The 20,043-nt window shown below is 53.1% G+C and carries 14 protein-coding genes; 5 read left to right on the top strand and 9 right to left on the bottom strand.

Annotated elements, in window-relative coordinates; genetic code table 11:
- Positions 1-170 precede the first annotated feature (170 nt).
- Positions 171-1,316, top strand: a complete 1,146-nt coding sequence (locus LX87_RS04085) for a Gfo/Idh/MocA family protein (protein ID WP_111626874.1) — start codon at positions 171-173, stop codon at positions 1,314-1,316.
- Positions 1,317-1,676: 360 nt separating this feature from the next.
- Positions 1,677-2,417: a nuclear transport factor 2 family protein gene (locus LX87_RS04080; protein WP_111627478.1), complete on the top strand. Its 741-nt coding sequence runs from the start codon at positions 1,677-1,679 to the stop codon at positions 2,415-2,417.
- Positions 2,418-2,472: 55 nt separating this feature from the next.
- Here LX87_RS04080 and LX87_RS04075 read toward each other — a convergent pair whose 3' ends face one another.
- From LX87_RS04075 to LX87_RS04045, 7 genes are all read right to left on the bottom strand, one after another.
- Entirely contained in the window at positions 2,473-4,728 is a 2,256-nt protein-coding gene (locus LX87_RS04075; protein ID WP_111626873.1) for a heavy metal translocating P-type ATPase, read from the bottom strand.
- Entirely contained in the window at positions 4,725-4,928 is a 204-nt protein-coding gene (locus LX87_RS04070) for a heavy-metal-associated domain-containing protein (RefSeq protein WP_111627477.1), read from the bottom strand. Before LX87_RS04070 ends, LX87_RS04075 begins: the two co-directional genes overlap by 4 nt.
- A 164-nt stretch (positions 4,929-5,092) precedes the next feature.
- Positions 5,093-5,530 carry a response regulator gene (locus tag LX87_RS04065; RefSeq protein ID WP_111626872.1) on the bottom strand — a complete coding sequence of 146 codons (438 nt, stop codon included), beginning with the start codon at positions 5,528-5,530 and terminating at the stop codon, positions 5,093-5,095.
- A gap of 7 nt (positions 5,531-5,537) precedes the next feature.
- Positions 5,538-6,650 (bottom strand): sensor histidine kinase, encoded by a 1,113-nt coding sequence (locus tag LX87_RS04060; RefSeq protein WP_111626871.1) that lies wholly within the window; start codon positions 6,648-6,650, stop codon positions 5,538-5,540.
- Positions 6,651-6,660: 10 nt separating this feature from the next.
- Positions 6,661-7,230 carry a chemotaxis protein CheB gene (locus tag LX87_RS04055; RefSeq protein WP_111626870.1) on the bottom strand — a complete coding sequence of 190 codons (570 nt, stop codon included), beginning with the start codon at positions 7,228-7,230 and terminating at the stop codon, positions 6,661-6,663.
- 15 nt (positions 7,231-7,245) lie between these two features.
- Positions 7,246-8,073, bottom strand: coding sequence for a CheR family methyltransferase (locus tag LX87_RS04050; protein ID WP_111626869.1), 828 nt, complete (start codon positions 8,071-8,073; stop codon positions 7,246-7,248).
- Complete coding sequence (locus LX87_RS04045) at positions 8,070-11,543, bottom strand: response regulator (protein WP_111626868.1); 3,474 nt, start codon at positions 11,541-11,543, stop codon at positions 8,070-8,072. The genes LX87_RS04050 and LX87_RS04045 overlap by 4 nt, the downstream gene beginning before the upstream one ends.
- Positions 11,544-11,858: 315 nt before the next feature.
- Between LX87_RS04045 and LX87_RS04040 the strand changes: the two genes are divergently transcribed.
- Positions 11,859-12,608 (top strand): response regulator, encoded by a 750-nt coding sequence (locus LX87_RS04040; RefSeq protein WP_111626867.1) that lies wholly within the window; start codon positions 11,859-11,861, stop codon positions 12,606-12,608.
- Between the two features lie 116 nt (positions 12,609-12,724).
- On the opposite strand, the gene LX87_RS04035 is transcribed toward LX87_RS04040, so the two are convergent.
- Entirely contained in the window at positions 12,725-14,554 is a 1,830-nt protein-coding gene (locus LX87_RS04035) for a pseudouridine synthase (RefSeq protein WP_111626866.1), read from the bottom strand.
- A gap of 188 nt (positions 14,555-14,742) precedes the next feature.
- Here LX87_RS04035 and LX87_RS04030 point away from each other — a divergent pair, with 188 nt between their 5' ends.
- Both LX87_RS04030 and LX87_RS04025 read left to right on the top strand, forming a co-directional pair.
- The gene (locus LX87_RS04030) at positions 14,743-16,785 is read left to right on the top strand and encodes an acetoacetate--CoA ligase (RefSeq protein WP_111627476.1); all 2,043 of its coding nucleotides are present in this window, start codon (positions 14,743-14,745) and stop codon (positions 16,783-16,785) included.
- A 178-nt stretch (positions 16,786-16,963) separates the two neighbouring features.
- Positions 16,964-18,649, top strand: coding sequence for a S41 family peptidase (locus LX87_RS04025; protein WP_229310538.1), 1,686 nt, complete (start codon positions 16,964-16,966; stop codon positions 18,647-18,649).
- A 73-nt stretch (positions 18,650-18,722) separates the two neighbouring features.
- Here the strand turns inward: LX87_RS04025 and ffh are convergent, their stop codons facing one another.
- Entirely contained in the window at positions 18,723-20,042 is a 1,320-nt protein-coding gene (gene ffh / locus LX87_RS04020; protein WP_111626864.1) for a signal recognition particle protein, read from the bottom strand.
- Position 20,043: the final 1 nt, after the last annotated feature.

Below are 20,043 nucleotides of genomic sequence, written 5' to 3'. Positions count from 1 at the left end.
TGTTGATTGACAGCAAAGGTCGGCTTTCCCCCCATCATGTAGGACAAAAAAATGACGAACCGTCCAAATTCCGTTCTGAAAGGTACAGGACGTTGGATAAAATCTATGAAAAAACAACCATCTGTGTCTATCCGTAAATCCTTTCAACAGTTCCGCCAAATTGTTGTTAAATGAAAGACGATACAACCAACGAACGCATCATGAGTGAACTAAAAGAACTTGGCTTAGGCATCATTGGTTTCGGCGGCTTTGGCCTTTTTGCCGCCCAGCATTTCCTGCAATCTCCACACCTTAAACTTATTGGCATCGCCGGCTCCCAGCGCGAGGAAGCCAACCGGGCAGCCGCCCGCTTCGGGGCAACCCATTTCGATTCCATCGACGAAATGCTGGCCCGGCCCGATCTCGACATCGTGTACATTGCCACCCCGCCTTTTCTGCATTACGAGCAATCCATGCAGGCGCTGCGGGCCGGGAAGCACGTCATCTGCGAAAAACCGCTGGCAACAAACGAGGAACAAGGCCGCGAAATGGTGGAATTCGCCAGAAGCAAGGGGCTGCTGATGGTAACAAACCTGATGCAACGCTACAACCCGATGTTTGAGCGAATCAAAACCCTGATTGACAAAAAGATACTGGGGGAATTCCTGCACGGTTATTTCGAAAATTACGCGGGCGACGAAGGACTTTCGCCCCAGCACTGGTTCTGGAACCGCGAACTCAGTGGCGGTATTTTCATCGAACACGGGGTTCACTTCTTCGATCTGTTTGCCGGGTGGCTGGGCGACGGCAAAGTGGAAGCCGCCCAGGTCTGCAAACGCCCGGGTACGGACCTGGAAGACCAGGTGCAGGCCACCGTCCGCTACGGCGATTCGCTCGTCAATTTTTACCACGGTTTTACGCAGGTGGGCCGGATGGACCGCCAGGAAATGCGGCTGTTGTTTGAGCGGGGCGATGTCACGCTGCATGAATGGGTGCCGACGCGGGCCGTCATCCGGGGGCTGGTGGACGAAGCCGGGACGCGGGCACTGATGGATTTGTTTCCGGGTTCCATTCTGGACGTGACGGGCAATTATGGCGGCAAAGACCGGGCAGTCCGGGGGCGTAACAAGGAGTTTGAAATTGCCCAGAATGTGGAGATTCGGTACGGTTTCGATCACAACAAAATGCACCTTTACGGCGAACTGCTGCGGCTGATGATCCGCGACCAGACCAGCTACCTGTATTATCCGGAAACACACCGGAAAATCACGGAACAGAATGGACTAACCTCCCTGCTGACGGCGGTAGAAGCCGACCGGCTGGCACACCGCGCCTAGCCTAAGGACAAGCCTGAAAGGCTTGTCCTCCCATTACCCCGACGGAGTCTGATGCCGCCGGTAAAAGTTGCAGGTAAAACCAATACGTTTTACATTTGCCCCACTGAAAATCATCATCATTACATACTGCCCCGCAAGCACTTACCGGTAATCGGCAGGTGCCTTACTGCACGCTTCACTTTATCGCGTGGCAGCATTCCATTTTAATTTCTTACCAAGTCCAAGGACGTGAATCCGGACAACTCCGGGTCGTACCCGGGCGGCAGTATGCCCCGCCATCGCCGTCCCCGAACCATACGGAGGAATCCAGCCAAAAGCACGTCGGGCTTCTGTATGAACCCAATAAACTTGATGATTATCATGCATTCCATAGAAGTTAATAAAGCCATCATCCGGGACTTTTACCGGCGGGCCATCGCCAGCGGTGACCTCGATTATGCCGACCAAATCATCGCCGACGACTACATTCAACACAGCGCCACGGTTAAACCGGGGAAGGCGGGCCTACTGGATGCGCTCCGGTACATAAGCCAAATGCCCAAACCAGCCACCTCCGCTAAACCGTTTATGCGGCTCATTGCGGAGGGTGACTACGTGGTAACCAACCTGCGTTTCGCCGTCGGCGGTCAGCCAAAAGCCGTTGTTGATCTGTTTCGGCTTCACAACGGGCAGGTGGTTGAACACTGGGACGCGGTTGAGAATCAGCCAGAAAGCACCCTGAATGGAAACCCCATGATGGACGGAGCCGTTGAGATTGAAGATGTTGCGCTGACCGGAGAGAACAAAAAAATCGCTGGAGAATTTTTCCAGCGCGTTCTGGTAAATCGGGAGTTGGTGCTTCTCCCCGAGTATGTAGTCTCCGATCTGGTTCAGCATCAGCCCGACATCGCCAACGGGCGGGCCGGTCTGGAGCAGTATGTACAGCAAAATGCCGATCTGTTAGTTTTTCAGAAAATACACCGAATCATCGGGGAAGGCAATTTTGTCGTGATTCAGTCGGAAGGACAGCTTGATCAAAAGCCGTATGTGTTTTACCACGTTTTTCGGCTGCATGAACGGAAAATTGTAGAACAGTGGGCCGTGAAGCAGCAAATACCGTAATAACAACCGCCCCCGGTGTAAGCCGGGGGCGGTTAAAAAGGCAACACTTTTTTATTTACAATCGCGCCGTTCGCAGCCGTAAACTGTTGCTGACCACCGACACCGAACTGAGGGCCATAGCCGCTCCGGCCAGCATCGGATTCAGCAGGAAACCGCTGATCGGGTACAAAATACCGGCGGCAATCGGAATACCGATCAGGTTGTAAATAAACGCCCAGAACAGGTTCTGACGGATAACCCGCACCGTCCGGCGCGACAGTTCCAGCGCTTTCGGAATCCGGCCCAGGTCCGACGTGATGAGCGTCATCCGGGCCACATCCATCGCAATATCGGAGCCTTTACCCATTGCCATACTCACATCGGCCTGCGCCAGCGCCTGGGAGTCGTTAATGCCGTCGCCCACCATCGCTACGACCTTACCCTGCTTTTGCAAATCCTTCACAAATTCGGCTTTGTCGGACGGCATTACCTCGGCGCGGAAGTCCGTCAACCCCACGGTTTGGGCAACGGCTCCGGCGGTTTGCGGATTGTCGCCGGTCAGCATATACACCTCGATTCCACGGCTTTTCAGCGTCTGAATCGCGGCTTTGGATGTTTCCTTGATCGGATCGGCAATGGCAATGAGGGCCAGCACGGTTTTTTCGTCGGCAAAGTACACCACCGTTCGGGCTTCTTTCTGCCACTGTTCGGCCCGCTGCATGACGGGCAAACTCACGGAAATCCCCTGCTCGTCGAGTAAATGACGGTTTCCGATTAGGTACCGAATTCCTTCGTACCGGCCTGTCACCCCGCGCCCGGTCAGGCTTTGAAAGTGGTCCAGCGTCACGCTTTTTTCAACCGAACCCTTCAGGTAGTCCACCACGGCTTCGGCCAGGGGGTGTTCCGACTGATTTTCGAGGGCGTATAAAATGGCCGCTAGTTGCGTTGATTCTGGCTGCTGCCAGTCCAGGTCTGTAACGGCGGGTTTTCCGGCGGTGATGGTACCGGTTTTGTCCAGCACCACGGCGTTCACCCGATAGCCTAACTCTAGACTTTCAGCATCTTTGATTAGAATCTGGTTGTCTGCGCCCTTGCCAACCCCGACCATAATCGCCGTGGGCGTTGCCAGCCCCAGCGCACACGGACAGGCAATGACCAGCACCGTTACGGAGGTTAGCAGGGCCTGCGCAAAAGCATTTTCGCCCCCAAAAAGCATCCAGACGATAAACGTCAGCAGCGCGATACCGATAACGACCGGCACGAAAATACCGGCAATCCGGTCTACGAGCTGCTGTACCGGCGCCTTGCTGCCCTGCGCTTCCTGCACCATGCGGATGATTTGCGCCAATACCGTGTCGGCCCCAACTTTCTCAGCCCGGAAGCGGAAGCTGCCTTTCTGGTTGATCGTTCCGGCAAACACCTTTTGATCAGCTTTTTTCTCGACTGGCACGGCTTCGCCCGAAATCATGCTTTCATCCACAAACGAGGAACCCGCTATCACCACGCCATCGACCGGTATTTTTTCGCCGGGCCGCACCACAATTACCTGCCCAACCCGTACTGATGCCACCGGAATTTCGGATTCAACGTCATTTTCTACAATGCGGACGGTTTTGGCTTGCAGCCCCATGAGCTTCTTAATGGCCGATGAGGTGTTTGATTTAGCCCGTTCTTCGAGCAGTTTTCCGAGCAAAATAAAGGTGATAACCACGGCGGCTGATTCGAAGTAGACGTGGGGATGAATGCCGCGCTGGTGCCAGAAATCCGGGTAAACCGTGTTGAACGTGCTGAACAGAAAGGCAATGCCGGTGGACAGGGCCACCAGCGTATCCATGTTGGTTTTGCCGTGCCGGGCCTGCTTCCAGGCATTGACGAAAAAGGAGCGCCCCAGCCCGAACACCACCGGCGCCGACAACGCAAGCATGATTTCGTTGGCAAAAGGCATATCCATGAAAACCATGCCGATGACTACCAGCGGAACCGACAGAATGCCCGCCCAAAGGGTGCGTTTTTTCAGCGATTCGTAATGCCGCTGCCGGGCTTCGGCCTGCACTTCCTGCGGGTCTTCGGCGTCGATAATCAGGTCGTAACCGATGGCGCGCACGGCATTCTGCAAGTCCTGCTGCGTAACGGCTTTGGGATTGAATTCCACCCAGGCCTGCTGGTTGGCGTAATTGACCCCCGCGTCGGAAACACCCGGCGTGTGTTTCAGCATGGATTCTACGCTGACGGCACAGGCCGCACAGGTCATTTCCAGCACGGGATAGGTTTTCCGTACCGACGGGGTGCCGGTACGGCCCGTTCGTTCGGTTACGGTTGGTTGCGCGTTCATACCAGTTCGGCTTTATACCCGGCGTCTTTCAGCGCTTCTTTCACCTGATCGGCCGTGGCGCCTTCGACCGTCAGCAACTTATCCGGGTTTTGCGTATCTACCTGCCAGTTGTTGTCGCCAACGGCTTTGTTCAGAAACGGCGTTACCGTGGCCACGCAGCCACCACACTTGATATTGGTTTTGAAAGTCAACTTTTCCATGATCTTGTTTGTGTATTTTGATAGGGCAAATATCATCGATAGAACACCGGCAACCGTTACAGAATTCCGGTTGGTTGGTGCAGAATTGTGCGCCAGTCGAAAACAAACAAAAAACCGGGCCTGTCCGGACCCGGTTTCTGCGTATGGAATTGATGCCGGTTTTCCTAGCATTCTGCCAGATGGGGCAGTTCGACGGTTCTTAACCAATACCGCAGGGTGGTCTGCAATTGCTCCTGCCAGTCTTCAAACAAAACCGGTTTGGTATGAAAAGCGCGCGCGCCCAGCCGGTACGCCTGGCTAATGTCTTCGGGCCGCGACGACCCCGACCACATCACGACCGGTATCTGCTGGAAATTTTCGTTGGCTTTCAGCTGTTGCAGGGTTTTCAGCCCATCCAGCACCGGCATAAAAAAATCGAGCATGATCAGAGATGGGTATTCGCCGGGCTGGCTGTTTTGCAGATGAGCCAGCAAAGCCGCACCGTGCAGAAACCGCCGGATTTTTAAGGCCGGCTGAATCTCGTGAATCGCCCGCTTGATATGTTCAAAATCCGTCTGGTCATCTTCCACAATGTAGAAGGTTATGTTTTCTTCTTTATCCATGTTCTCGCTACTTCATCCACTCAAAATAAAATGTAGTGCCTTTGCCCATTTCGGACTCCACCCAGATTTTACCGCCCTGCTCTTCCACCAGCATCTTCAGGATGAACAACCCCAGCCCCGTACTGCTCTCGGTCTGGGAGACGTTGGCGGTGGTTCGGAACAATTTAAAGATGGCTTCGTGCTCATCCTCCGGAATGCCCGGACCGTTGTCTTTTACGTAAAACTCCACCGAAGCCCCCCGATCGGTGCCTCCCACTTCGATGTGTCCCTCGGCTTTATCGTTGTACTTGATGGCGTTGCTGAGCAGGTTCTGAAAGATTTGATGAAGCTTGATTTTTTTGGTTTTCAATACGGGCAGCCGACCGTTGATTTCGATGGAAATATGCCGGGGCGGAAAAAGCATCATCGCAATCTGATCGACCAGTTCGTGAACGTCCACTTCCTCCACGGTCTGCTGCGCCACGTTTTGCCGCGAAAATTCGAGCAATGAGTTAATCATTTCGGACAAGTGGAAAGCCGCCGACTTCGAATGCCCCACGTACTCCTGGATCTCATCCCGCGGCACCACATCTACTTCGTTTTTCATTTCCAGCAGCGACAGGGCGGCAATCATACCAACCAGCGGAGACTTCAGATCGTGCGCAACGATATAGACAAACTTCTCCAGCTGTTTATTGATCTTTTCCAGTTGGAGGGCGGTCTGTTTCAGTTCCTGCTGATAATGATAGAGTTGTTCAAAAACGTTGACCTTGGCTTTGGTGACATTGACATCCAGCGGCTTTTGCAGGTAATCGACGGCGCCTTCGCCGAAGCCCTTCAAAATATACTGTTCTTCCTTGTTGATGGCCGTCACGAAAATAATCGAGATATCCTTGGTTTTAGGGTTCGACTTCAGAATGCGGGCCACCTCAAACCCGTCCATCTCGGGCATCTGAACATCCAGCATCACCAGCCCGATGCGATCATTTTTTAAGGCATGACGCAGCGCTTCATTGCCGGACGTGGCCTTTATAAAAGTGCGCTGATCATTAGCCAGCATCTCTTCCAGGACAAGCAAGTTCTCTTCGCGGTCGTCGACGAGCATGATTGTCATCTTCTGGGAGTTATTCGCTGCTACCATTTTTTATCGGTTATTGAGTAAGAGTTCGTAAAAAAGCTGCAATTTCCGGCGGTGTCAGAACGACAGCCTCCCGGTTCCGCTCCAGGGCGGCTTTCGGCATTGCCGGATATTCAGCGGTTGCCGGGTCCTGAACGATCACCATACCACCCTGATTGATAATGGCCTGCAAGCCGTCGGCTCCGTCCTGATTGGCTCCACTCAGTAACACCGCCACCGCCTGACTGGCATACACCTGCGCAACGCTTTCAAAGGTTACATCGATGGACGGACGGCTGTGGTGAACGGTTTCGGAGTAATCCAGACTGAATGTTTTATCCGCTTCAATCAGGAGGTGGTAATTTTGCGGGGCTAAGTAAACATACTGCTCCCGAATTTCCTCCTTATCATTCGGTTCCCGAATGGTAATTACCTGAACTTTGTTTCCTAAAATAGTATCCAGGCTGCTGATGACATTCCTCAGCCGGTGCAATACAATAATTACACTGAACTGAAAATGCCGGGGTAACGCCTGTAACAATTCTGTCACAACCGGTATACTGCCTGCTGAACCACCAATCACCACCACACTCACTCGACTCATCTGCCCCTGGTTTCCTTATCGTTTACTGCGGTAAATCCGGACCGCGGGATTCACTACTTCAAACTGGTGCCGGACGTCTGTAAACAGCAGTGATTCCTTCATACCGAGGGCCAGATACCCCAGCGGTGTCAGGCTGTTGCTGAACAGATTAATCGCCCGGTTCTGTAAATTTCGATTGAAATAAATCAGTACATTCCGGCAGCACACCAGCTGAAATTCGTTAAAGACGTGATCTGTCGCCAGATTGTGCACCGCAAACACGATGTTCTTCCGGTATTCCTTGTGGATAATCGCATTTTCGTACCGGGCGGTATAATAAGCCGAAAAATCGTTGGTTCCGCCCGACTGAATGTAATTGGCCGTATAGTCTTTCATGTATTGCAGCGGAACAATGCCCTGCCGCGCCCGGTCCAGATTCGCCGGATTCAGGTCGGTGGCATACAGCCGGGTTCGACTGAGCAAACCCATTTCGTGCAACAGAATAGCCATTGAAAATACCTCTTCACCCGTTGAACAACCGGCGTGCCAGATTTTAATGGCCGGATACGACGCCAGTTTGGGCAGCACATTCTGGCGTAATTCTTTATAAAAACTCGGATCGCGAAACATTTCGGTGACATTTACCGTCAGCGACTCAATAAACCACGCAAAAAACCGGTGGTCGTTCGTGAGCTGATACTTTAATTCGTAGGCCGTCAGGCATCCCGCCTTCTGCATACACCGAATGACCCGACGATGCAGGGAAGCCCGGGCGTAATCGCCGAAATCATAGCCGTACTGTCGCTGAATCAGGATGATAATCTCCTCCAGTTCTTCCGCTGAAATGGAATTCTGCACCGTCATATTTTTACCGACAACCATACCCGCATCAAAGAAAACAAGCGCCCGCTATCGACTGGTTTAGTAATGTAATCCGACGCACCCGCTTCAATGGCCTTTTCGCGATCGCCGGGCATGGCCTTGGCTGTCAGGGCGATCACCGGCAAATGGGGCCTTTTCAGATCCGTGCGAATCCGCCGGGTGGCTTCATAACCGTCCATTTCGGGCATCATAATATCCATCAGTACCACATCCACATCCGGGTTCTGCTGCAACGTTTCCAGGGCCTCCCGACCGTCGACCGCCGTCAGCACCTCCATTTGCTGGTCTTCCAGCAACGTACTCAGGGCAAAAACGTTCCGCATGTCGTCGTCGACCAGCAACACTTTTTTGCCCTGCAAACTCTGGTCGTTGATCTGCGTCAACGGCTGTGGCAGGTCTTTGGTTTCTACCTCCTGAACTTTATACAAAAACAGTTCCAATTCATCCATGAGCCGGTCGATCGACTGCGAGGATTCGCGAATCACTACGTCTGATAGCTTTTTGAGCTTCCACTCATCCGCCGGGCTCAGGTCCTTATCCATGTAAATAATGACCGGCAACTGTTCAGACGGCATAGCTTCCCGCAATTGCTTCAGTTGTTCCAGACCGTTTTCCAGATCGCCCCCCATATCCACAATCAGGCAATCGAAGGTTCGTTCACGAAGTTTTTCGAGCGCTTCTTCGTTTGTACGCACGTACTCGCATTCCAGTTCGAACTGGCGCTGACCAATAATCTGCTGGAGGGAATCATCGTTCAGATAATTGCCCGACAACACCAGCACCTGTTTGATCTGAGCATGCAGATGGTCGCTGATTCGTCCGAACGCCTTTTCCAGATCCTGCTTCTCAACGGGTTTACGGAGGTAAGCCAGCGCACTGCCGATGCCGGATTTCGGTTCATCAGCCGCCGACATGACATGCACCGGAATATCCTTCAGCGTTTCGTCGTTTTTCAGCCAGCTCAGCACGTTCCAGCCGTCGACTACCGGCAACTGCATGTCCAGAATAATGGCTGACGGTTTATACTTCCGGGCGTAATAGATGCCTTCGTCACCCCGCAGGGCCACCACGGTTTTGTATCCTTTTCCGCGGGCAAAATCCTGAACCACCGACGCAAACGCCGGATCATCTTCCACAATCAGCATCACCTTATCGCCTTTCTGCACGGCATTCCGGTCGTCTTTCAGGTCGTTTTGCTCAACAATATCAGCCTGCAAATGCGTCACTTTATCCTTCACGGGTGCAGGCTGCTGGCTGGGTTCCGGCGTTGGCTGCCTGGTCGGCGAAGCGCTCGTGGGGGCTTCCACCAACGGCAGATAAATGGTAAAGGTGCTTCCTTTTCCTTCTTCACTGTGCAACCGCATTTCGCCCCCCAGCCGTTTGACCAGCTCTTTACTAATGGAAAGGCCCAGACCCGTACCGCCGTATTTCCGGCTGGTGGAGCCGTCGGCCTGCTGAAATGCCTCAAAGATCAACTGCTGTTTGTCCGCCGGAATGCCGATCCCGGTATCGGTTACGGAAATAACCAGCAGGCGACTGGCGCGAATCAGCGGCTCATTGGTAAAGCCGTTCATAGGCGCTTTCGTCCGGAAAGAAAGCGTGACGGTGCCGCCCACGGGGGTAAATTTAAACGCATTCGACAGCAGATTTTTGATCACCTGCTCGAGTCGCGTCTTGGCTATAAAGAGCGTCTGCGGAACCGATTCGTCGATTTCCGTTACCAGTTTCACTTCTTTCTGCTCGGCTACCACGCTGAACAATTGTTCCTGATCGTGGATCATGTTGCTGACCGACGTATTTTCGGGCACCATGTCAACTTTACCGGCTTCAATTTTGGAAAGATCCAGAATGTCGTTGATCAGATTGAGCAGATCCGAACCGGATTTATGGATTACCTGGGCGTACTCAATCTGTTTGGCGGTCAGATTGCTGTTTTTGTTTTCCGACAGCATTTTGGCCAGAATCAGGACGCTATTCAATGGAGTTCGCAGTTCGTGCGACATATTGGCCAGGAACTCCGACTTATACTGGCTGTTATTTTCCAGTTCGCGGGCCTTCTCCGCCAGGGCCTGCCGACCGACTTCCACGGCTTCGTTTTTCTCTTCCAGTTCGGCATTGATCTGGCGTAACTCTTCTTCCTGGACCCGCAGTTCTTCTTCCGACGCCTGCAAAATTTCGGCCTGCCGCGTCAATTCCTCGTTCGACTGCCGGAGTTCTTCCTGCTGATGTTCCAGCGCTCCTTTCTGTTCCTGAACCTGCTCCAGCAGACGCATCACCCGTTTCCGGGCTTCGGCTGCGTTCAGGGCAATGGCAATGTTGTTGCCAACGGTTTTGAGCAAATCCAGTTGCGCCGGGCTCAATGCCTGAAAGGTCGCCAGTTCCAGCACACCCTTCAACTCCTTTTTGTACCAGAGGGGCACACAAACGATTTGTCCCGCAACCGCCTGCCCACTGCCCGACCGAATGGACCAGTAAGCCGCCGGAACGTGATTCGTCACAACGATCTCATGACTGGTAGCCGCCTGCCCCACGAGCCCTTCGTGCAAACCGTACGTGCGCTGAATCTGAGCCGGTAGGGCCACAGCCGCATTCAATTCCAGCAACTGCCCTTCTTCGTCGTAGCAATAAAAACCGCCCGCCGGAATATCCAGGTAGCGGGTAATCGTTTGCAGGACCTCCTGCGCCAGTGAGTCGGATTCGGTCACGGCCTGAATCGTATCATTCAGCAGCGACATACCGGTCAGCATCCAGTTCTTTTCCGTACTCACCTGGTTAAGTTGCTCCACCTCATCCAGATTCTGCTGAAGATAAACTTCCGCCCGCTGGCGTTTCCTGATCTCGGACGAAAACAGGTAATAGAGAAGAACACCCAGCCCCAGCAGGAAAACGGCGCCAACGCTAAATACCGTAATCGCCAGCTCCACCGCCCGGTTGCTTTCTTTTTCCCGGTTGGCCAGCAGTACTTCTTCTACCCGAATCATGGTGGCCAGTTGCTGCCGCAGCGTATCCATCCGGGCCTTCTCGCCGTCCGTAATTCGAACGATGTCGGCACGGCTATACTGGCTGGCGTCGTTGCTCTGGCTTTTCCAGTATTGCAGTATCTCCAGCACCCCCCTTTCGATCTCAACGGCCCGTTCGGTCTGTTTGGGATTATCCGAAACCAGATCTTTGATGTGACTGGCCGCTGGCATCACTTTATGAAGAGCGTCGTTATAGGGTTTCAGAAACCGCGTCTCACTGGTGCTTCGGAAGCCCCGCCGACCTGTTTCCATGTCGATTAGCAATTGCCGGGTCCGACCAATCTGGTTTAAAACCTGATAGCTATGTTCCACCCACCGTGCTTCTTCCAACTGGTTCCGAATGGTTCGAAACGCAATAAGCCCGAGGGTAACAAAGATCACTAATGCAATTACTGATCCGATTGACAACCATTTGGTTGATGAGATTCTCATACGTCTGAAGCTGGAGACGATAGCAATAAATTGAAATTTTATGCAAATTGGCCCCCTAAATTATCTGTAACTAATTTAAGATTATTCCCGGCATACCGAATCACCACCTGAAGCCGTGATTCGTGTGGTAAAAGGGCCACTATTCCTATCGAGAGGGCAAAAACCGTACCGCTCCTTGTTACTGTATTTGTATAATAGTATCTTTAAAGAAATTCTCTAAAAGTAGTAACTAATCCTAATTATCAGACATAAAATCCCCGAAAAGTTGTACTGTTGCCTTAAAATCTATGAAAAGCCATTTGTCAGGAATTCATCATGAGTTTTCCAAATTTACAACAACCCCCAAGTACTGAACTGGCTGGTCAGGTGCTGATTGTTGAAGACAATCTGATTAACCAGGCATTTCTGTCGACCCTGCTTCGCAAATACGGTATTTCGAATGCAGTAGTCAATAATGGATTGGAGGCTGTTAACTTCCTGAAAACGGAAACGGTCGATCTTGTACTTATGGATATCCAGATGCCGGTTATGGATGGTCTGATGGCTACAAGGATGATTCGGGAGCAACTCCAGCTTACAGTTCCGATTGTAGCGGTTACTTCTAACCCGGAATTTGATGCCTGGCCCCGCTGTCTGGCCGCTGGCATGAATGATTTCCTGTCAAAACCAGTTCAAAAAAGACGCCTTGAAGCCGTGTTACAGCGGTTTTTACCGGAGAAAGAGCAAAAGCCGCCCGTCATTGATCGGGCCTATCTGGAAGAAATGACGGGGGGCAGCAGCGAGTTACTGAATGAGTTAATCGATTTCTTTAAAAACGAACTCCCGAACAATCGGCAGGCGCTGTTCAATGCACTCGAACAGCAAAACCGGGAGGAGTTTGATCGGGTTGCCCACCGATTTCGCTCCTCGCTTAATTCAATAGCCATGCTCGGACTGGCCGCCGAACTAAAAAAACTGGAACGAAACCCCGCCCTGCCCGACGATGAAATCCGCGAAAAACTGACGATTCTGTTTGGCGAGATTGCAGTCGGCCTGAAAACATTGGACGAGGTGGACAACAGGTAGCGTTACTTCTTTGTTTCTTCTCCACTTATACGGAACGGCAACGTTGAAAACAGACAAAAAAACAGGGCCTCACTGAGTGAGGCCCTGTTTTTTTACCAGGACAAAGGAAAAGTTGATTACAGCAAGAATTTAAGCCGAATCACTTCTTTTTCGTCCAGATACCGCCACGAACCGCGCGGCAGTTCTTTTTTGGTTAACCCGGCATAAACCGTGCGGTCCAGCTTCGTGACTTCATAGCCAAAATGCTCGAACATCCGGCGGACAATCCGGTTACGCCCGCTGTGAATCTCAATACCAATCACCTGAGCATCAGGCGTTACAATACCTAAATCATCGGGCTTAACAAACCCGTCTTCCAGTTCAAACCCGGCGCGAATCGCTTCGAAATGCTCGTCGGTAATCGGTTTATCAATTTCTACCTGATATACTTTTTTAACCTCGTTCGACGGGTGCGTCAATTTTTCAGCCAGTTCGCCGTCGTTCGTCAGCAGCAGCAGGCCGGTCGTATTGCGGTCCAGACGCCCTACCGGATAAATCCGGTACGGAGTAGCGCCTGCCACCAGATCCATTACCGTGTTGCGGTCGTTCGGATCGTCGGTGGTGGTGATATAATCTTTTGGTTTGTTCAGCAGCACGTAGGTCATTTTCTCCGGATTCAACACCCGGGTACCGTATTTGACCACATCCGTGGGCTGCACTTTGTAACCCATCTCGGTAACCACTTTTCCGTTGACGCTCACGTCACCCTGGGCAATCAATTCGTCAGCATCCCGGCGCGAACAAATCCCGGAGTTGGCAATGTACCGGTTCAGGCGAATCAACCCCGAATCCTCATCGTGCGAAGCCGACTCGCTGCGGCCTCTGTTACCAGCCTGACCCCGACCCGGTTTTTTCCCTTTTTTGTCGCGCGAATCCCGACCGCCAAACGCTTTGGCTTTCATTTTATCGAGATCGTATTCCGGAGCCTGTGAACGACCCACCTGACGCTCCCGGCTGTCTTCTACCTTGCGCCGGAAGGTTTCATCCCCCTCATCCCGGCGCGAACGTCCAAACTGCGAGGGACGCTCATCGCGTGACGGGCGGTCATCCCGACGTGGCCGCTCGAAACTCGGACGCTCATCGCGCCGGTCGCGGGAGCCGGTATCACGGCTACGGTCTGAACGGTCGCTGTAGCTGCGCTCGCTGCCAAAACGATTGTCCCGGCGGTCAGAGCGAGCATCCGTATTCCGTGAGCGGTCACCATACGATCGCTCTCCGCCAAAGCGGTCTTCGCGCGATTCCGAATTACCAAAGCGATTTCCGCGGCTTTCCCGGCTGTCATCCCGACGGAATCGGTCGTTATCCCGGCGGGGTTCCCGGTTGCCATCGCGCGATTCGCGCGGGCGATCAAACTCCCGACGCGGCCCTCCGCCTTCGAAACGGCCGCTGCGTTCTCCACGGTCATCATTCCGTTCGAAACGGGGGCGTCCCGCGTTGCCACGGTCTCCAGAGTCCCGATCATCCCGGCGAAATCCTCTGTCCTCGTCTCTGTTGGAACGCGATCCGCCAAAATCACGACGGCCACCCGCGCCTTCAAAGCGCTTGCTCTGGTTGTCCCGGTTGTCATCCCGACGGAAACGGTCGTTATCCCGGCGGGGTTCCCGGTTGTCGTCGCGTGATTCGCGCGGACGGTCAAAATCCCGGCGGGGTCCTCCGCCCTCGAAGCGGCCACCGCGTGGGGCATCATTACGGGAACGGTTATTGTCGAATGGACGTCGGCTGTCGGGCGAACGTTCTCCACGCGGTTTGTCGAAGCTGCGCTCCCGGCGTTCTTCCCCGCGAAAATCGTCCCGACGATCGGCGTCTTTATTAAATTTGCTGTAGAATTTATTGGCTGAATCAGGACGCCCCGCTCCTCCTGTCGGGCCTTCCCGGCGCCCTGTTGATTCTTCTCTCCTTTTGCTCATAAAAGTTGCAGTATCACTACTGTAGTCTGTATAGATTAAATTGATTTTCAGCCAGTTCCGAAACGGCCTCTGAAATGGGCTGCAAAGTTAGCGTATTTTCGTATATATTCTGACTTTGTTCTGAAACGGAACATAATTTCGTCCGAAACGATTCAGAATATTCCAGAATTACGAGTTTGATTTATAATATGGCCTCTGAACACATCCCCACACACGCTGAACGCAAAGAACCGCTCTGGAAACCCGACCGGCGGTTCATCGAATCCTCCCAGATGAAACGGTATCTGGACTGGCTGTTTGTCAAAAAAGGACTGTATTTCCGCGACTATCACGATCTCTGGGACTGGTCGACCACCGATCTGGAAGATTTCTGGCTGAGCATCTGGCAGTTTTTTAATGTGATCTGCCACGATGACTACCAGGAAGTGATCGAAAAACCGGCTTCCGGCCAGATTGGTACCCGCTGGTTTACGGGCGCTACGCTGAACTACGCCGAACACATTTTTCGCAATAAAACCAACGAACGTCCGGCTCTTCTTTACCAATCCGAACGAAGCCCGCTGAAATCCCTGAGCTGGTCGGAACTGGAGCAGCAGGTAGCTTCGGTAGCCGAATTTCTACGCCAGAACGGTGTCCAGCCCGGCGACCGCGTGGTGTCGGTCCTGCCCAACATTCCGGAAGCCGTCGTGGCGTTTCTGGCCACCAACAGCGTGGGCGCTGTCTGGTCGAGTTGCTCACCGGATTTCGGTACGGCCAGCATCATCGACCGGTTCCGGCCCATTGAACCCAAAGTTCTGTTTGCCATCGACGGTTACGTATACGGCGGCAAGGAAATTGATAAAACCGACGCGCTGAGTGACTTGCAGAGCGCCCTGCCGACAGTAAAGAAAGTGGTCTGGATACCGTACCTGAATCCCTCCTTTGAGCCGCCGGCCAGTCCCCGCAACAAAGCCATTTCGTGGAATACCGTGCTGGAAACCATCCCCATTGCTCCCCTGGCATTCGAACCCGTACCGTTTGAGCATCCGATCTGGATTTTATTTTCGTCGGGCACCACGGGCAAACCCAAAGCCATTACCCACAGTGTCGGCGGTTGCCTGCTCGAACACCTGAAGGCACTGTCCTTACACCAGGATGTGCAGCCCGGCGACCGTTATTTCTGGTATTCGACCACGGGCTGGATGATGTGGAATTATTCGGTGGCCTCGCTGCTGGCCGGCGCGACGCTGGTGCTTTACGACGGTTCAGCGGTTTCCCCGGATATGGACGTACTCTGGAACCTGGCCGAGCGGGCAAAAGTCAACCATTTTGGCGCGGGAGCGGCTTACCTGCTGGCCTGTATGCGGGCGGGGGTATCTTTCACGGGCCATTCAAAACTGGCGCATCTGAAAACCATTGGTTCAACGGGTTCGCCCTTGCCGCCCGAAGGATTCCGCTGGGTTTATGAATCGGTCAAAAAAAATGTCTGGCTCGTGTCGCTCAGCGGTGGCACCGATGTATGCAGCGGGTTTGTTGGCGGGTGTCCGCTCCTGCCGGTGTATGAAGGCGAAATCCAGTGCCGGATGCTGGGCTGTAAGCTCGAATCATTTGATGAAAACGCGTTGCCGGTACGGAACGAACTGGGCGAAATGGTAATTCTGGAACCCATGCCGTCGATGCCGGTGTATTTCTGGAACGACCCCGACCACCAACGCTACAAAGCCAGTTATTTTGAGCAGTACGAAGGCATCTGGCGACACGGCGACTGGATTAAAATTACCGACCGCAAAACCGTCATCATCTACGGCCGCTCCGACGCCACCCTCAACCGCGACGGGGTTCGGATCGGAACCAGCGAAATCTACAGTGCCGTTGAAAGCCTTCCGCAGGTAGCCGACAGCCTGGTGGTTTGTCTGGAGCTTCACGGCGGACGGTATTTCATGCCCCTGTTTGTCGTACTCAAGGATGCCCCGAACCGGCAGGCAACGGAACTGGATGAGGCTACGGCCCAACCGATCCGGCAGGCACTCCGGACGCAGTATAGCCCCCGGCACGTTCCCGATATCATTTATCAGGTACCCGAAATACCGTACACGATCAGCGGCAAAAAAGTCGAAATGCCGGTAAAAAAAATCCTGATGGGGGCGTCGCCCGAACGCGTTGCCAACCCAGACACCCTCCGGAATCCATCGGCCCTCGATACATACATTCAACTGGCGGATACCCTAAAATCAGATTTATTGGTCAAGTAGGAGAGTCAGAATAAATTACGTATCTTTCATTAAGAATCCGGCAAACAATTTACCGGTTATTTTACGTTATGCAGAAGTTGCGTCCCTATAGTCCGAGACGGGCGGGCTTCGTCCGTAAAGAAGGTGAATGACAAAGCCAGTTAAATGAAAACACGACCTTTAGTCCGTGAGTATGTTTATGACGAAAGAACCTGAAAACGAAAAAATTAACAACCCCAGGGCGACTGTGCGGTTGCCCATGCTTCTGGGAATTACGCTGGCAGCCGGCGTGTTGATCGGCGCTACGTTTTTTGGGGGCGGCAAAAGCCTCAACAACATCGGACGGGGCTATTCCAAGTTTAAGGAGGTGCTGCAACTGATCGAAAACAACTATGTGGATTCGGTCAATACGGAGGAACTGGTGGATTATTCGATCTCCAAAATGCTGGAGAAACTCGACCCGCACACCACGTATATGAACCCGCAGGATGCCGTGGCCGCCCGGACACAGCTCGAAGGCGGTTTTGACGGTATTGGCGTCGAATTCAACATTTATAAAGATACCGTGTATGTTGTGACGCCGATGGCGGGCGGTCCGTCGGAACACGCCGGTATTCTGAGCGGTGACAAGATCATCAAGGTTGATAATACGGAAATGACCGGCAGCAAGCTCGACAATGCGCTGGTTTTCAAAATGCTGCGTGGCAAAAAAGGCACAGAGGTGAAACTCGCTATTCTGCGGAAAGGTGAGAAAAAACCGTTGACCTTTACGGTTCGGCGGGACCGGATTCCGACCTATTCGGTGGATGCGTCGTACATGATCGATGACAAAACGGGTTACATCAAAGTAAACCGCTTCTCGGAAACCACCTACGATGAATTTAAGAAGGCCCTAGCGCTACTGAAAGAGCAGGGAATGAGCCAGTTGCTACTCGACCTGCGCAACAACCCCGGCGGCTATATGGACAAGGCAACGAGTCTGGCCGACGAATTTATTTCCGGCGATAAACTGCTGGTGTACACCGACGGGAAAGATGACCGCTACGACCGCCAGACCAAAGCCCGGATCGCCGGTCAGTTTGAAGACGGCCCGCTGATCGTGCTGGTGGACGAAGGAAGTGCGTCGGCGTCGGAGATTGTGGCCGGAGCGTTGCAGGATCACGACCGGGCGCTGATCGTCGGTCGGCGGTCGTTTGGCAAAGGACTGGTACAAATGCCGGTGACGCTGTCTGACGGTTCGGAGCTGCGGTTGACCATTTCACGGTATTACACGCCGAGCGGTCGGAGCATCCAAAAACCGTATACGGCGGGTCATGGCGAAGACTACGAAAAAGAACTGGAAGCCCGCTCGAAAAACGGTGAATATTACGTAGCCGACAGCATCAAGAACAACGAGAAATACAAGTTCAAAACCACGGGTGGACGGCCGGTATTCGGTGCGGGAGGAATTACGCCCGACGTCTTTGTGCCCCGCGACACGATGTTCATGACCAAATACCTGATTCAGTTGTTCAACAAGAACATTGTGCGGGAGCAGGCGATGGAGTACGCCAACGATCACCGCAAACAACTGGAGAAAGACGGCTTTGCAAGCTACAAGAAAAGCTTTGTCATCACGGATGCCATGCTGAAACGGCTTACCGACGACGCCACGGCGCAGGGCATCAAGTTTAACGAAGCGGAATTCAAGCGTTCGAAAAAATACATTCAGACGCAGCTAAAGGCGTATATCGCGCAGAATGTATGGCGGAAAAGCCACCGCGATGGGCTCAACAACGAGTTCTTCGAAATGCTCTCGGAAAACGATGAAACGTACCGAAAAGCACTCACGCTCTTCCCGCAGGCCCGGAATCTGGAGCGGGGAAGTTATACCTCCCAGAAATAAAAGCAGGACTAAACCAAAGAAGGGCGGGGATGATCCCCGCCCTTCCTTATTTTTATAGCCACCGTCAACCGGCTCACTTCATCATTTTGCTGAGTTTGCCCGACGACTGCATCTGATTCATTTTCTTCATCATCTTCCGCATCTCGTCAAATTGTTTCAGCAGGTTGTTTACTTCCTGAATGGACGTACCGCTTCCGTTGGCAATGCGTTTCTTGCGGTTGCCGTCGATGATCTCGGGCCGTTCGCGTTCTTTGGGTGTCATGGACCCAATAATGGCTTCAATGGGTTTGAACGAATCGTTGTCGATGTTAACGTCCTTCATCATCTTGCCCATACCCGGAATCATGCCGATAAGGTCTTTGATGTTCCCCATCTTCTTGATTTGCTGCAATTGCCCGCGGAAGTCGTTGAAATCGAATTTGTTCTGCCGCATTTTGGCGCTGATGCGCTTGGCCTCGTCTTCGTCGAAAGCCTGTTGCGCCCGCTCCACGAGTGAAATCACGTCACCCATGCCCAGAATCCGACTGGCCATCCGATCGGGATAGAAGACATCAAGCGCTTCCATTTTCTCCCCCGTACTGATGAACTTGATTGGCTTCTGCACCACGCCCCGAATCGAAAGCGCGGCCCCACCCCGGGCGTCACCGTCCAGTTTGGTCAGTACCACCCCGTCGAAATTCAGCCGTTCGTTGAAGGTTTTGGCCGTGTTGACCGCATCCTGCCCCGTCATGGAGTCAACCACAAACAGCGTTTCGGCCGGATTCAGCGACTTCTTGAGGTTTTCCACCTCCGTCATCATCACCTCATCAACGGCCAGACGACCCGCGGTATCGACAATGACCACTTTCTTATTGGTCTTGCGGGCGTGTTCCAGGGCGTGCTGCGCAATCTCAACGGCATTTTTGTTTTCCGGTTCGGCATACACCTCCACGCCAACCTGCTCACCCAGCACTTTCAACTGGTCGATAGCCGCCGGGCGGTAGATGTCGCAGGCCGTCAGCAGCACGTTACGGCCCTGCTTTTTCAGATAAGAGGCCAGTTTACCCGAGAATGTGGTTTTACCCGAACCCTGCAAACCTGCGATCAGAATAATGGCCGGATCACCTTTCAGGTTGATGTTCTGGGCCTCACCGCCCATCAGTTCGGTCAACTCCTCCTGAACGATCTTGACAAACAACTGGCCCGGTTCAACGGCAATCAGTACTTTGCGGTCAAGGGCTTTTTCTTTAACACGGTCGGTCACCTCTTTAGCAACCTTGTAGTTAACGTCGGCATCCGTCAGTGCCCGGCGCACTTCCTTCACGGTCGCGGCCACGTTGATTTCGGTAATCCGGCCCTGCCCCTTGAGGGTTTTGAAGGCCTGATTCAGCTTATCCTGAAGATTTTCAAACATA

Origin of the sequence: Larkinella arboricola, from assembly GCF_003259745.1 — a bacterium.
GTDB classification, from domain to species: domain Bacteria; phylum Bacteroidota; class Bacteroidia; order Cytophagales; family Spirosomataceae; genus Larkinella; species Larkinella arboricola.
The sequence above is the reverse complement of the archived record's forward strand: the minus strand, read 5'-3'. Positions and strand labels throughout refer to the sequence as shown.

Excerpts from the sequence above, each read along its gene's own strand:
- LX87_RS04085 (WP_111626874.1), top strand. The coding sequence starts at position 171 with ATGAAAGACGATACAACCAACGAACGCATCATGAGTGAACTAAAAGAA.
- LX87_RS04080 (WP_111627478.1), top strand. The coding sequence starts at position 1,677 with ATGCATTCCATAGAAGTTAATAAAGCCATCATCCGGGACTTTTACCGG.
- LX87_RS04075 (WP_111626873.1), bottom strand. The coding sequence starts at position 4,728 with ATGAACGCGCAACCAACCGTAACCGAACGAACGGGCCGTACCGGCACC.
- LX87_RS04070 (WP_111627477.1), bottom strand. The coding sequence starts at position 4,928 with ATGGAAAAGTTGACTTTCAAAACCAATATCAAGTGTGGTGGCTGCGTG.
- LX87_RS04065 (WP_111626872.1), bottom strand. The coding sequence starts at position 5,530 with ATGGATAAAGAAGAAAACATAACCTTCTACATTGTGGAAGATGACCAG.
- LX87_RS04060 (WP_111626871.1), bottom strand. The coding sequence starts at position 6,650 with ATGGTAGCAGCGAATAACTCCCAGAAGATGACAATCATGCTCGTCGAC.
- LX87_RS04055 (WP_111626870.1), bottom strand. The coding sequence starts at position 7,230 with ATGAGTCGAGTGAGTGTGGTGGTGATTGGTGGTTCAGCAGGCAGTATA.
- LX87_RS04050 (WP_111626869.1), bottom strand. The coding sequence starts at position 8,073 with ATGACGGTGCAGAATTCCATTTCAGCGGAAGAACTGGAGGAGATTATC.
- LX87_RS04045 (WP_111626868.1), bottom strand. The coding sequence starts at position 11,543 with ATGAGAATCTCATCAACCAAATGGTTGTCAATCGGATCAGTAATTGCA.
- LX87_RS04040 (WP_111626867.1), top strand. The coding sequence starts at position 11,859 with ATGAGTTTTCCAAATTTACAACAACCCCCAAGTACTGAACTGGCTGGT.
- LX87_RS04035 (WP_111626866.1), bottom strand. The coding sequence starts at position 14,554 with ATGAGCAAAAGGAGAGAAGAATCAACAGGGCGCCGGGAAGGCCCGACA.
- LX87_RS04030 (WP_111627476.1), top strand. The coding sequence starts at position 14,743 with ATGGCCTCTGAACACATCCCCACACACGCTGAACGCAAAGAACCGCTC.
- LX87_RS04025 (WP_229310538.1), top strand. The coding sequence starts at position 16,964 with ATGACGAAAGAACCTGAAAACGAAAAAATTAACAACCCCAGGGCGACT.
- ffh (WP_111626864.1), bottom strand. The coding sequence starts at position 20,042 with ATGTTTGAAAATCTTCAGGATAAGCTGAATCAGGCCTTCAAAACCCTC.